This is a genomic window from Microvirga sp. TS319, assembly GCF_041276405.1.
In the GTDB taxonomy this organism is placed as follows: Bacteria; Pseudomonadota; Alphaproteobacteria; order Rhizobiales; family Beijerinckiaceae; genus Microvirga.
Genome location: NZ_JBGGGT010000002.1, coordinates 2564603 through 2577574, shown reverse-complemented (window position 1 = coordinate 2577574; position 12972 = coordinate 2564603). Strand labels below are relative to the sequence as shown.

General features: G+C 61.1%; 11 protein-coding genes and 1 pseudogene. 6 read left to right on the top strand and 6 right to left on the bottom strand.

Annotated features, from left to right (window positions below; all coding sequences use genetic code 11):
- Positions 1–899: 899 nt before the first annotated feature.
- Positions 900–1205, top strand: a complete 306-nt coding sequence (locus AB8841_RS21465; RefSeq protein ID WP_370437822.1) for a hypothetical protein — start codon at positions 900–902, stop codon at positions 1203–1205.
- Positions 1206–1263: 58 nt separating this feature from the next.
- Positions 1264–1422, top strand: coding sequence for a hypothetical protein (locus AB8841_RS21460; RefSeq protein ID WP_370437821.1), 159 nt, complete (start codon positions 1264–1266; stop codon positions 1420–1422).
- Between the two features lie 333 nt (positions 1423–1755).
- Here AB8841_RS21460 and AB8841_RS21455 read toward each other — a convergent pair whose 3' ends face one another.
- A complete protein-coding gene (locus tag AB8841_RS21455; RefSeq protein WP_370437820.1) occupies positions 1756–2796 on the bottom strand; it encodes a YihY/virulence factor BrkB family protein in 1041 nt (346 codons plus the stop codon).
- Positions 2797–3267: 471 nt separating this feature from the next.
- Between AB8841_RS21455 and AB8841_RS21450 the strand changes: the two are divergent.
- Positions 3268–5047: pseudogene (locus AB8841_RS21450) on the top strand (SLC13 family permease).
- 42 nt (positions 5048–5089) lie between these two features.
- Here AB8841_RS21450 and AB8841_RS21445 read toward each other — a convergent pair.
- From AB8841_RS21445 to AB8841_RS21430, 4 genes are all read right to left on the bottom strand, one after another.
- Positions 5090–5596 carry a sensor histidine kinase gene (locus tag AB8841_RS21445; protein WP_370439335.1) on the bottom strand — a complete coding sequence of 169 codons (507 nt, stop codon included), beginning with the start codon at positions 5594–5596 and terminating at the stop codon, positions 5090–5092.
- Complete coding sequence (locus tag AB8841_RS21440; RefSeq protein WP_370437819.1) at positions 5491–6159, bottom strand: PAS domain-containing protein; 669 nt, start codon at positions 6157–6159, stop codon at positions 5491–5493. Before AB8841_RS21440 ends, AB8841_RS21445 begins: the two co-directional genes overlap by 106 nt.
- 223 nt (positions 6160–6382) lie before the next feature.
- Entirely contained in the window at positions 6383–6700 is a 318-nt protein-coding gene (locus AB8841_RS21435) for a DUF1330 domain-containing protein (protein ID WP_370437818.1), read from the bottom strand.
- A 102-nt stretch (positions 6701–6802) separates the two neighbouring features.
- Positions 6803–7804, bottom strand: coding sequence for an adenylate/guanylate cyclase domain-containing protein (locus AB8841_RS21430; RefSeq protein WP_370437817.1), 1002 nt, complete (start codon positions 7802–7804; stop codon positions 6803–6805).
- 730 nt (positions 7805–8534) lie between these two features.
- On the opposite strand from AB8841_RS21430, the gene AB8841_RS21425 reads away from it, so the two are divergent.
- Complete coding sequence (locus AB8841_RS21425; protein WP_370437816.1) at positions 8535–9101, top strand: DUF1003 domain-containing protein; 567 nt, start codon at positions 8535–8537, stop codon at positions 9099–9101.
- Positions 9102–9626: 525 nt separating this feature from the next.
- On the opposite strand, the gene AB8841_RS21420 is transcribed toward AB8841_RS21425, so the two are convergent.
- On the bottom strand, positions 9627–10679 hold the full coding sequence (locus tag AB8841_RS21420) for an IS110 family transposase (protein WP_370437815.1): 1053 nt from the start codon (positions 10677–10679) through the stop codon (positions 9627–9629).
- Between the two features lie 638 nt (positions 10680–11317).
- Here AB8841_RS21420 and AB8841_RS21415 point away from each other — a divergent pair.
- Entirely contained in the window at positions 11318–11863 is a 546-nt protein-coding gene (locus AB8841_RS21415; protein WP_370437814.1) for a hypothetical protein, read from the top strand.
- Between the two features lie 175 nt (positions 11864–12038).
- A complete protein-coding gene (locus AB8841_RS21410) occupies positions 12039–12632 on the top strand; it encodes a hypothetical protein (RefSeq protein WP_370437813.1) in 594 nt (197 codons plus the stop codon).
- Positions 12633–12972: the final 340 nt, after the last annotated feature.

The following is a 12972-nucleotide window of genomic DNA, read 5'->3' as shown; positions in this document are numbered from 1 at the left end:
TGGGTTCCGTCCGGTTCGGGCGGGAACCTGCTCCAAGGCGCCGCGGGGGCACTGCGAACCCGAGCCGTTGGCTGCACCAAGGAAAGCGAGCGAGACATGGCACAGAACATCCTCAGTTTAGCGAAATCCATCATCCGTAAGATTTGGGGTGCTTTGATACCCGCCCCAACTCCCGCCGTGCAACCACGACCGCAGCTTAACGGAAGGCGAGGCTACGGAGACGGCAGCATCAAACTGCCCGACTGAGGTCTGAGAGCACAGCCAGAGAGAGGATCACTCATCAACGTCTCTCACCGCTAATTGATCGCCCAAGAGGCGGGCCTGTCGGCAGAGTAACGGGGCTCCCGCGCAGCCCGCGATCCCGCTTTAGGTCAACCTGTCCCGTCACAGACCAGCTCGAAGAGGCAGAGATAATACTATGGCGCTCGGGGCCGCCTCGTTTCCCGGCGGATATTTTCCAGCTCATTGCGGGTATGTTCCATCTCTCGCCGGACTGCTCCAATGTCGCGGCGTAGTTCCTCGATCGAGCGCGTCATCTGCTGAGTGAGCTCCCTTAAGTCACCGCGAGTGATCGATGCGTCCGTGCTGTCCTGCTGAACGCTCGCACAATCGGGTGCGCCGTCACGGCGGTAGCGGAGGCTCAGGGTATCTCCCACCTTAAGATACACACACCGGGTGTCCGGGTCGCGCCACGTCGATGGCGGGGTCTCTTGTGCCGTTGCTGGGGTGGCGAGGAACAATAGCCCAACCATGATTGCGATTGTGATCATCAAGCCTCCCTCTGAGGATGTGGGGTCATGTGCCGGAAAGTCCATGTTTGTCCACAAGGCGCTGCGTCAATGAAGGAGCACTGCGTTCGCTGTGGGAATGAGGCTCCAATTCCTTGAACGGCGGGCCGGATGACCGACCTGACCGTGGCTGAGGCTTCAGCGCGGCTGGTCTGGAGATCGTGGTTTCCGGAACAGGGGGAGACCGCTGGTGTTACTCTAAAGGCAGCCTCGGAGGTTGATATGAAGGATCAAGAGATGGTGCTCTCTATCATCGTCAACGCCATCCAATTCACCCTCCAGCACGCGCAGAAGGCTCCCAATCATCCCGGGGCCGTCATATCGACCGAGGAGCGGGTGGATCTCGCAAGAGCAATCCTAACCGCGCTTTCTGAACAAGGATTCGAGATCACACGAGCGCCATCGCAGCCCCGCTAATCTACCGCCAGACGAAGAGGGTTCAGTAAAGAGCACTCCTTTAGAAGGGTCCATCCCGATGACCACGAAAACTCGACCAAGCCTGCCCAAGGGCAAGCCCAAGAACGGCATCTCACAATGGGACAACGAGGGAGGCGCTCCCTCGTCCGGCGATCGGTCACGAAAGCAGGGTGGCAGGACCGAAAAGCCCGAAAAGCCTGCCAAGAAGGCCTCCTGATTTCGCAGGCGATCCGACAAGGAATTCAGACCTGCTGGGCCAGCATCGGGAACTTAACGTCGCTGGTGGTCTTCTCACGGGAGAGACTGCACCTCGCCTCGGCTCTTCCCGTGAGCTCTGACGTGGTTCGAGACGCCGGTAGCTCTGCCGCCGGGCAGCCGCAGCCTGGTTGCTTCCGCCATCTGAACGGAGTGAGGCGCGAGACCGGGGCATCATGATCCTGATAGCGCAAGTGGGATCCTCCCGCAGTCGCAATCCAGGCGCTGCCCTCCGGCGGCGTTTGCGGGTCCTGCGGATGAGCGGTGTCTCCGGACGCGATGTTAGGGCGATGGGTCAGACATGTGATTGGCCGACGTGATCCGCCTTGTTGGCGCCGCGAGATCCGAGCGGCTCAGGCGGACCTTCCGTGCTGTCCTCGGCGGTCTGGTGCTCCATCTCGGCATTGAGCACGGCGCCGAGCAGGACAATCACCACCGACAGCCAGATCCAGATCATGAAGCCAACGCCGGCGCCAAGCGAGCCATAGGTTTTGTTGTAGCTGTCGAAGTTGGCGACGTACCAGGAGAACAGCATCGACGCCGCTAGCCAGAGCAGGGCCGCCATGGCACTGCCCCAGGTCACCCAACGCCATTTGGCATCTTGGCGGCTTGGGCCGTAGCGGTAGATGACGGCCAGCCAGGCAAAGACGACAACGAACAGGGCAGGCCAGCGCAGAATGCTCAGGAGCCGTCCGGCCGGGGTCACGAAGCCCATGAAGGTGAACACGACAGGCGCCACCACCACCGCGCCGATGGCCAGGATCACGACGCCAATCATGCCGAGTGTGAGCAGGAACGTCGTGGCATAAAAGCGCAGCAGGCTGCGCTTCTCTTTCTCGCCATAGACCACATTGAGCGCATCGAAGAGGGCCGCAACGCCCGAGTTCGCGCTCCAGAGCGCGATCAGAAAACCCACCACGAAGGCAAGGCTGAGCGTGTCGCTGTCCTGGGCGACGATCAGGCCGATCTGCTCGCCGATGAGTTCCAGCACGCCGCCGGGCAGAATGCCGACCAAAAGGGACAGATGTCCCCTGATCGTGCTGGTATCGGCAAAGAGCCCGTAGAGTGACACGATTGTGGCGATTGCCGGGAACACCGCCAGCAGGGCAAAGAAGGCGACCCCGCCCGCGGTGGACAGGATCCGGTTCTCCGGAATCAACCACAGCATGCGCCAAAGGATGTCTTTCCAGCCCCGCGCCGGGATCTCCCCGGGGGTGTCGGCGTCGCGTCCCCGACCAAGCTCACGGGCGCGGGCCAGATCGCCCGACGGCTCGCCACGGGCTGCCTTCTCGCCGACGCTGGGCCAATCCTCTGCCTGCTCATTCATCGGAGCCATTGTTTCTTAATCCGGTTTCGGCAGAATATCAGGTTCGGAAGCATCTCGCCGCTCCAACATGACGCCTCTTGGCCCCGTGGCCCGCCGCGAACACGGTGCCAACCAGCAGAGGGAGCAGGACTGCCCTGAGAGCGCCAACAGGAGAATCGATGACCTTACCGCTGAATCCATAAGTGATGAGAACAGTGCGGCAGGGAATTCCCAGATTGAGCGGGGGCACTCTTCTGCTGAGCTTGATCATGCTTGTACATTCTTCCTTTGAGGAATCTGAGATCCTTGAGCGGATCCAAAGCCGACAGATGCTGTAGGGCAAAGCTCCATGAGCGGTGATAGGCGATCACGATGGGATTGTGGCGTCGGCATCGGTGGGACGAGATTCGAGACCCTGCACAGTGTAAACAGGACAGCAGGACGGATCGGATCAGGAAATCGCGCGGGCTCCTTCTCCGCAGAGCGGTCTAAGGCAGAACGATGACGCAGGACCAAACCTTCGCCTTCGCCATATTGGCCGGAATGATGGCTCTGTTCGTCTGGGGACGGCTGCGCTACGATCTTGTCGCTGTTCTGGCGCTCCTGGCCGCGGTGTTCACCGGCATTGTCCCGCATAAGGCGGCCTTCGCCGGTTTCGGCGACGATATCGTCATCATTGTCGCGAGCGCGCTCGTCGTCAGCGCCGCCGTCGCACGCTCTGGCGTGATGGAGGCGGCCCTCCATCGGGTCTCGCCTTACATCCCCTCGGTGCAGGGCCAGATGGTCGTTCTTGTGGCAGCGGTCACGATCCTGTCCGCCTTTGTCAAAAACATCGGTGCGCTCGCGATGATGATGCCAGTGGCGTTCCAGATGGCGCGGCGCTCCCATGCCTCCCCCTCGTGCTTTCTCATGCCGATGGCCTTCGGCTCACTGCTCGGCGGTCTGATGACCCTTGTCGGCACCTCACCCAACATCATCGTCTCCCGTGTGCGCGAGGATTTGACGGGTCAGCCTTTCAGCATGTTCGATTTCACCCCGGTCGGCCTCGGCCTTGCGGCGGCTGGCGTGGCGTTCCTGGCTTTCGGCTACCGGCTTCTGCCTGGCGGTCGCAAAGCCGTGGGGACGATGGACGAGGCGATCAACCTCACCGACTACATGACGGAAGCTCGCGTTGCTGCGAACTCACCGATGATCGGGAAGACGGTCAGCGATCTGGCCAAGCTCTGTGACAGCGAGGTGCTGGTGACTGGCGTCGTTCGAAACCAGACCGAGCATACGACGCCTCTGCCGGATGCTGTCCTTCGCCAGGACGACATTGTTCTTCTGGAGGGCGATCCGGAGGCGCTTGAGCGGGCGGTCGCCCGCGCTCACCTGAAACTTGAGGGGGAGGACCGCCCCACGCAAGGCAGGGGGGTCGATGAGGAGATCGGAGGAATCGAGGCCGTCGTCGGACCGACCTCAATGTTGATCGGCCAAACGGCCAAACGCATGGCGTTGCACGAGCGCTTCAACATCAATCTCCTGGCCGTCAGTCGCAGCGGCGAGCGGTTCACCGAACGGTTGCGCGACATCACCTTGCGGACCGGCGACGTTGTCGTGCTGAAGGGCGATCTCACCCGGCTTCCGGACAAGCTGAAAGAACTCGGCTGTCTGCCGCTGGCTGCGCGCGAAATCCGCCTGGGCAATGTCCGGCAGGGTCTCGTTCCCGTGCTGGCAAGCAGCGAGCGCCATGGGGCTCACGGCCTTTGGCGTGCTGCCCGTTGCCACTGCCTTCTTCACCGCCGCCGTCCTGATGGTCCTGCTCGGGGCACTCTCGCTCCGGGAGGCTTACGAAGCGGTCAATGGGCCCATTCTGGTGATGCTCGGAGCGCTGATTCCGGTCAGCGACGCCATCCGCACGACCGGAGGGGCCGATCTCCTCGCCGGATGGCTGTCGCAGTTTGCCAGCACGCTCCCATCCTACGGCGCACTGGCGCTGATCATGATGGCCGCCATGGCCGTGACGCCGTTCCTGAACAATGCAGCCACGGTGCTGGTGATGGCTCCCATCGCGGCGACCTTTGCCGGACAGCTCGGCTATAAACCGGACGCTTTTCTCATGGCGGTCGCGGTGGGCGCAGCCTGCGACTTCCTCACGCCTTTTGGACACCAGTGCAACACGCTCGTGATGGGGCCGGGCGGATACCGGTTCGGCGACTACTGGAAGCTGGGGTTACCGCTCTCCTTCATTGTCATTCTGCTTGGCGTGCCGCTCATCCTGCTGGTGTGGCCGTTGACCTAGCGCATCGTCCGGAAAGCCGGGTCCACTTTTCCGGACGATGCGCTAGGCAGCAGGGTTGTTGCGCTCAGATGTGAGCGGAAACCGCACTTGAATCCGCGTCCTCCGCTCCCCCTCAATCGCCAGGATGCCGTTAAGACTACGAGCCATGCCTTCGATCAGGCGCATGCCCAATGCCCCCGTGCGCCGTGTGGCGGGAAGCCCCACGCCGTTATCCTCGATGAACAGGAGCACATAGTCTTCCTGGAGGTGCAGCCCGACCCGAATGGCGCCGCGCCGCTTGTCGGGGAAGGCGTGCTTGAGTGCGTTGGTGATTGCCTCTCCCGCGATCAACGCCACGTTGATGGCGCGATCAACGTCCAACGTGATCTCATCGGCGTCGCTCGTGAGGTCTATGCGCTGATCCTGGGGGCTCCGAAGATGGCCAAAGTTCCGGCATAGCTCCGTCAGGTACCCTGCCATATCAACCGCCTGCACATCATGGCTGCTCTGCCGGTAGAGGAGATCGTGAATGCGGGCGAGATGATCCAGGCGTTGGATGGCATTTTCCAACGCCTCCGAGACCACGGGATTGTCCTGTGCCTGATCTGAAGGCGCAGCATTGAGATCGCCATGGCGATGCTGTTCTTGGCCCGATGGTTGACCTCATGCAACAACACGCTCCTTTGGCTCCGAAGCTGATCCTTCTCGCGGATGCTTTCCGTCAGGACGCCCTCCAGGGCATGCCGGCGGTCCAGTTCGGTCTGAAGTTCGTGGGTGCGTTCCCTGACCCGGCTCTCCAGCACCTCGTTCAGGCGCCGGGTGCGGCGCTCGGCCCTGACGCGGCGGGTGATGTCCCAGAACGACGCGAAGTGCTGGATCACGCGGCCTTGCTCATCATGGACGGGGCTGACGAACTGCGCCGTCCAGACCTCGCGGCCATCTTTGGCGCGAAGCGACACCTCAAGGGTGAGAGGGGCGTCGGCTTGCATGGCGGCCCGGATGTGCCGCTCCACCTCAGGATTGGTGTCGGGACCGGTCAGAAAGAAGTAGTTCTGGCCCAGGACCTCCTCGCGGGAGTAGCAGAAGAGGTCGACAAAGGACTGGTTCACATAGACAATTGGGATTGCCGTCAATGTTGGGATCAGTCACCAACATCGGCATGCGGGTGGCCTCGACCGCTGCCACGAACGGGCCGCCGCGATGCTGAACAGCATTGATTCCCGCTTCGGCTCTTCCCTGATCAGTGTCGGCGGATTTTGGGTCGGATTCCAATTCTCGGTGCTCCGGTCGACGGCGCAAATTGCGACGTTGGTTGCCTCTTCGTCGGCTCACGTGCCTTCCAGCGCGGCTCCGGTCTCACGCTTGAAATGGCTCGGGCGTAAATGGTGAGCGCTCCACCAGCAGAATCTTGGCTGCCACGCCGACCGACCGCAGACCTTCGAGAACTCTCTGCATCTGCTCGGATTCCTGCGCCTTGCGAGCATCCTCCACCGTATCGAACTCCAGCATGGTGATCGTGTCGGGGCTGGCTCCGTCAGCAGTGCGATAGGCCATAAAGGACACCGCTCCAGGGATGTGCAGAAGCTGGGCAGTCCACCCCCGGACCTGTTGGTTATAATCGTTCCAGCGATGCGCGTCGGTCGGGCGGTCATACTGAAACATGACAAAGGCCATGGGATACCTCCCTAAACTCTCGCGCTATCCCAGCATACGGGAGCAATCCGTTACAGCGCTCAGAAGGATGCCCCTTGGTTCAGCCGTGTGGTCCCGCCAGGATCAGCCCGAGCGGCGTTGGCTCGTGAGTTCATTGGCGTTGATCACCCGCGCCAAGAGGTCTTGCAGAGTCTCCCGCTCCCGTTCCGACAGGGCAGCCATCACGCGATCCCGCACCGCAAGGATCGCCGGGTATAACCGTGCATACAGAACGAGCCCTTCTGGTGAGAGGCTGAGAAGGCGCAGGTCGCGTCCGTGTTTCCCCGGTGTCCGGCTGACGAAGCCGAGAAGTTCAAGGTGTTTGATCATCCGCTGGGCACTGGCGAGGTCAACGCCGATCCGCTCGGCCAGTCGCCGCTCGTCGATGTTTGGCGCATCGTGGAGGGAGGCCAGCACCGCAGGCTCGACCAGTGTCAGCCCCTCGGGCTTGGTCACGTCCACCAGCGCGTGGTTCAGAATGGTGTGGAAGCGTTGGCCCAGGTTGAACTCACTGCGGCGGTGAACCGGTGGCAGCGCCCGAGACAGCGGATGATCCGTGGGATGGGCCAGAAAGGCCCGCATGGGCGCGTCGAGATTTTTCACGTGCTGTGTCCCGAGGTCGTCGAAGGTCAGTGGCAGCACCCTGGACACGTAATCATGGGCCGCTCCTGAGAGGCAGACCAATCCCGGCTGTGCCAATTTCTCCATGCGGGCCGCAATGTTCACTCCGTCGCCAAACATGTCGCCGTTGCGGACCATAACTTCTCCCACGTGAATGCCGATCCGGAAGGTCACCCGGCGCTTCTCAGGGGTTTCCTCATTGGCCGCAGCAACCCTCTCCTGAATGCCAACCGCACATTGGACCGCATCAACGACGCTTGGGAACTCGGCAAGAACACTGTCGCCGGCGGTGTTGGCCGTGCGACCGCCGTGCTGGGTGATTTGCCGATCCATGATCTCGCGGCGGGAATCGAGCAGGGCCAGCGTGCCGGCTTCATCCGCGTTCATCAGGCGCACGTAGCCTGCCACGTCAGCGTAGAAGATCGCTGCGAGGCGGCGGTGCATGACTGATGCGCGCTTGTTCATTGTCGGGTGCCGCCCTTCATAGGCCTGTTCAGACCCATGTCGTGCCGGTCGAGCCTCTCGGTCTACGGGACAATCGGCCAGTGCTGAGTCTCGTTCCTAACCGACCGGCGACACCAGCGAAATTGCACGGACCCGCGTTCACGATCAGGGTTCTCTCACCCGTGGAAGCGGATCCCCAGTGTAAAAACGGCGAGAATGCCAGCGATCAGGAGGAGTGAAATCAGCGCCTGGGAAAGCATTACATGAACCCCAAGATCACGGCTCCGCAGAACAGGAGGGCCAGAGCCGCAACAAGGGGAGCTTCGTTTTCGTAAGGAATGTAGGACCTGATTCTCTGAATCATGATGTCCTCCTAAATTTATTGAAGTATACCCTTTTATTTGACCTAAGTATATGATTGTCTCGAACCGTGAATTATTCGACATGATCGGAGAGGTACGGCAAGACATGGACGTAATCCAAGCAATTGAACTTGAAAATCGGATCACGATGCTTTTCTGACCCTCTTGGATCTCGCGTGGATTATGTGCCCGGCGGGGTCCGATTGATGCAACTGGCAAGTAGGCAGCCGCCGTCCGATATTTGGAAGAGTGGCACGGGTCTCAGGGTGCAATAGAAGGTTTTCTTGATCACCTTGGGATGTGCCACGGGCGCGAACGGCAAGCCTCCTCCGGTGCCTATGGTTAGAGTAGACTGCACTCTCGGGTCAGAGTGAAAGCGGAGGGCGATTATGGACGAGGTAGCTCAACTCGCTCGGCAGTTGCTGGACAGCGGCGTAACACGGCTGTCTGAACGCGAGCAGCGGGTAATCCTCCATATTGCCAAGCGTTCGCATATCGCTCGAAATGTGAACCGTGTTCTCGAAGAACAGCAGACCTTGGGCGAACGCCTCGCGGATCGGGTCGCTCGGTTTGGCGGCTCCTGGACCTTCATCACGATCTTCACAGGGATGCTCATCGCCTGGGTTGTCGTGAACAGCCTTGCCTTGGCCAGCCTCGGCGGAGGCTTTGATCCATACCCTTACATTTTCCTGAACTTGATCCTGTCGATGGTCGCCGCGCTCCAAGCCCCTGTAATCCTGATGTCTCAGAACCGCCAGGCTGCCAGGGATCGGTTGGCAGCGAGCCTGGATTATGAGGTCAACCTGAAGGCCGAGGTTGAGATCATGGCCCTGCACGACAAGCTTGACCGCATTCGCGGCGAGCATCTCGAAGGCTTGCTTCACGATCAGACGCAGCGGGTTGAGGAACTGGACAAGCTGGTGCGGGCAGCCCTCGCGAAACCGCTCTCAAGCTGACCTGCACCGAATTTGGTCTTTAGCGTCCCGGATTGCCTATGAGCAATGGGGCTGCCACAGGCCTGCGCCGCCGTGCTCTACCGAGACAAGCCCAACGGCATGTACCAGCTCGCGCAAATCATTTTCGGCTGAGTTGCTGCACTGATCTCTTTACGAGCCTTGGCAAAGGTCTCGTGATGGCACATTTGCGAAGTAGACCGAACGTCTGCTGCCGAAGGGGACAACAGATATTCCCGAGGCGGCAGCAATTTCCTTGGGTGACCCCATGTATGGACCGGCCGTGCGTCGCGAGGCTTTTGAGATGGTGAGGTTGGTCTTGCGCTAATGTATCCGGCCCTTGCGGAGCAATGCTCCCGGCCATCATGGGTATCCGCGCACATCGGTTCTCATTAGCGGATCGGCCCTTTCGGCCATTGGGGTCACCAGAGCACCAATGTGACGGCGCGACCGTTCTCCATCTCGTCTTCCTCTCGCAGACCTCGGCGAGCTTCAGGGGGCTAAACTGGGGTCAGGCTCCTGCTCGTCCTAACCGGCGGCAGCCACCGTTCGCGGTTCATAGATCCGGTTCTGGCTCAACACACTCCAGGCGATGCGGGCCAGCTTGTTGGCCAAAGCTGCTGCCAACACGTTGTGGTGCAGGCGCAGCGAAGCGGCGGTCAGCCATTCGCCAAAGCTGTGCTGGCGCCACTTCGCCGGCCAGAGCAGCAGCACACGAGCAGCCTGGATGAGCAGGGATCGCAAGTAGCTGTTGCCGCGCTTCGACAGGCGGCCCAGCACGGTTCTGTCGCCGGTGGAGATCTGGCGCGGAACCAAGCCAAGCCAAGCGCCGAAGTCGCGTCCTCGGCTGAAGGCGGCTCCGTTGCCGATGCTGGCCACCATGGCACTGGCGATGATCGGCCCCACACCCGGAATGCTCATCAGGCGCTGGCAGGCCTCGTCGGCGGCCACGAGGGCTTCGATCTCGCCAGTCACTGCATCGATGCGCTCGTCCAGATGATGCCAGCCCTGCATCAGGCCCTCGATCATGTGCGTCATCCGCGGCGTGAGCACGTCCGTTCGCTGGGCGAGAATATCCGGCAGCGCCTGACACAGCGAGCGCAGCCTCTGGCGCACCGCAATCCCGCGCTCGAGCAGGAAAGCACGGATCTGGTTGATCACGGCTGTCCGCTGACTCACCAGCCGCGAGCGAACACGATGAAGAGCTTGCAGGTCGAGCTGCTCGACTGTCTTGGTGGGGACAAACCGCATGGTGGGACGGAGCACCGCCTCGGCGATGGCTTCGGCATCGCGAAAGTCGTTCTTGTGGCTCTTGCGGAAGGGGGACACGAACTGCGCCGGGATCAGCTTCACATCATGGCCGAGGGCCAGCAACTGACGGCTGAGATGGTGGGCCCCAACGCAGGCTTCCATGCCGATGAGACAGGTGGGCATATTGACGAGGCGCTGCTCCACCTGTCCGCGGGAGAGCTTCTGGCGCAGGACAACGGCACCGCGGGCATCCAAGCCGATCAGATGGAAGCTGTTCTTGCCGATGTCGATGCCAAGGGTAGCAACGTGCTGAAGCGGAGCTTTGGGCATGGCTCAGATCCTCGTGCTGGGCGCCCCTTCATGAAGGGTGCGCCGGTAAGCACGGCCGGTCCATCCCATTAGCGGAGGGATCGTCAAAGACCAATCAGCTTCGGGGGGCTTGTCGAAAGAGCCATTGTCGGAAGCTGATCCATTTCTGCGCATCCTAAATGGTGAAGCGTCCCACAGGCTCCCGAAGGAACGGCACGTCGTAGGCGATCAGCAGGAGCCCGAGTGGAAGCATCCAGATGCCCAGAAAGAGCGGGATTGAGAAGACCCCGTCAAGGATAAGGAAAGCGCAAGCCGGAATGCGAATCCATTGCGCTCGCGGATGACGCAGATTTCGGATGATCCACCCCACCCGCTCAGATACCTCCTGTTCCAGGTGCCTGAAAGCCCGCCTCAGAATGGCTTTGCCGTTGTTCGTCTGCATCTCTCCTGAAGCTCCCAACACAGGCGTCAGTTCCACGACAGGTCAGAAACCTAGCATTCCCAGATCAGCCTCGGTCACAGAGTTGGTTAGGCAGATCGCCAGCACTGGCTCATTCGGCACAGAGGGACGGGATCAAGAACGGGTCGGCACCAATGGAACGTGGAACCTTCGCCTTTGTCCGGGAATTGCTCCTAGCCGATGAACGGAGGAGGTACTGATGGCGAAGAACACCACCTTGGCTTGGGCATCCTTCCCCACACGCGACGAGGCGGAACAGGCCCGTCAGCGCCTGGAAGAGAACGGCTTTGCTCACAATAGCATCGGGATCGACCGCCGTCAGGACGGCACGTTTGCCGTTGAGGTGCATACGCGGGAAGAGAACCTGCCGCGCGTCGAGAAACTGCTGCACACTTCGGCCCCTATGTACGCGGCGCGGCAGTTCAGCTCGAATGTGATCGAAACAGTGACGAGCAATCCGCTTGTGATGATGGGCAGTGCGGCACTCGCTGGGCTGGTGCTTTACAGCCTGCTGCCGCGCAATCGTCGGCCCACGGTGCATTCCATCCGCGAGATCCCAAGCAGAATGCGCGATACGGTGCGGGAGCTTCCCGACACGATGCGGGACACGGCACGCACCGTACAGGAGACAGTACGCGATCTTCCAGGCACGGTCTCCGATACAGTTTCAAGCCTGACGGGCGGTGGGAATCAATCGCAGCAGCCACAGGAGCCGGGAGCGAAGAAACCCACAGGCAGGGGCTGAGGCGCAGACACCGAGCCCGATGAGCCAGGCAGCCCCTTCGCGAACGAGGCTATGAACAGGAGGGCAGGGGCGAGGCCCCGTCGCACTAAGCTTGGGTGTTGTGTCATGATCTCCCCGAGACAGGCGGATTGGAGTATTGTGGTTAGGCCGGTCGCGCAGCAATAGGAGGTGAGCCATGAACAGGCGTCACACTCTCGCGTGGTTTGCGTGCAGCGTTATGACTTTCACTCTCATCGGCGCGGCTTCTGCCCAGCATCAGCATGCGGCAGGCCCCATCAGCGACGAGGACATCATCAAGAGCGCCATGGCGGCAGCCCCACCCGCCGTTGCCAAGGACGCCACCATCATCGATGTCTCGGCGGATGGAAAAACACGGGTTGTCCGCAAGGGTACCAATGGCTTCACCTGTCTTGCGGATAACCCGAACTCGCCAGGGCCTGATCCGATGTGCGGCGATCAGAACGCCATGGAGTGGGCACAAGCCTGGATCGAGAAGAAGGAGCCGCCCAGGAACAAGGTCGGCTTCATGTATATGCTCTCTGGTGGTACGGACGCCAGCAACACCGATCCATTTGCCCAGAAGCCAGAGCCCAACAACAACTGGGTGGAGACTGGGCCGCACGTGATGATCGTCGGAGCCAAGGGCATGATGGAGGGCTATCCACGAGACCCGAAACCCGACACATCCCAGCCGTATGTGATGTGGCCGGACACTCCCTACGAGCACCTGATGCTCCCCGTCCAGATGCCCGAGCCCGCCACAAGGTAAGCCTCAACTTTGCTGCCGTGCCCTGAGACCGGCGACACGGCAGCGTCTGCGGGGCAGTCAATGCTGTCTGCGCCTTCGGGATCGTTCTAACAAAACAGCGGCCTCAATGGGATGTGACCATCGGGGCCGCTGTTTTGTTAGATGAATGAGCCGTGCTCTATCAAGACCCATGGTTCCTCAGCCATAAGTGGCTGTCGCTCTTGGCTCACCTCGCAGTTGTTGGCCTGATCCCCTGAAGCCAGCAAGGTCGTGGGAATGCCGCAACCACCGCTCCGGAAACGCAGGCAGGCACACTTCCAAGCGAGACAATGTGGAGCCACCGTCTCCAGTTCTCTGATCG

What these genes read in the sequence shown, in the direction of transcription:
- AB8841_RS21465 (WP_370437822.1), top strand. Translation starts at nt 900, where the DNA reads ATGACCGACCTGACCGTGGCTGAGGCTTCAGCGCGGCTGGTCTGGAGA.
- AB8841_RS21460 (WP_370437821.1), top strand. Translation starts at nt 1,264, where the DNA reads ATGACCACGAAAACTCGACCAAGCCTGCCCAAGGGCAAGCCCAAGAAC.
- AB8841_RS21455 (WP_370437820.1), bottom strand. Translation starts at nt 2,796, where the DNA reads ATGGCTCCGATGAATGAGCAGGCAGAGGATTGGCCCAGCGTCGGCGAG.
- AB8841_RS21435 (WP_370437818.1), bottom strand. Translation starts at nt 6,700, where the DNA reads ATGGCCTTTGTCATGTTTCAGTATGACCGCCCGACCGACGCGCATCGC.
- AB8841_RS21430 (WP_370437817.1), bottom strand. Translation starts at nt 7,804, where the DNA reads ATGAACAAGCGCGCATCAGTCATGCACCGCCGCCTCGCAGCGATCTTC.
- AB8841_RS21425 (WP_370437816.1), top strand. Translation starts at nt 8,535, where the DNA reads ATGGACGAGGTAGCTCAACTCGCTCGGCAGTTGCTGGACAGCGGCGTA.
- AB8841_RS21420 (WP_370437815.1), bottom strand. Translation starts at nt 10,679, where the DNA reads ATGCCCAAAGCTCCGCTTCAGCACGTTGCTACCCTTGGCATCGACATC.
- AB8841_RS21415 (WP_370437814.1), top strand. Translation starts at nt 11,318, where the DNA reads ATGGCGAAGAACACCACCTTGGCTTGGGCATCCTTCCCCACACGCGAC.
- AB8841_RS21410 (WP_370437813.1), top strand. Translation starts at nt 12,039, where the DNA reads ATGAACAGGCGTCACACTCTCGCGTGGTTTGCGTGCAGCGTTATGACT.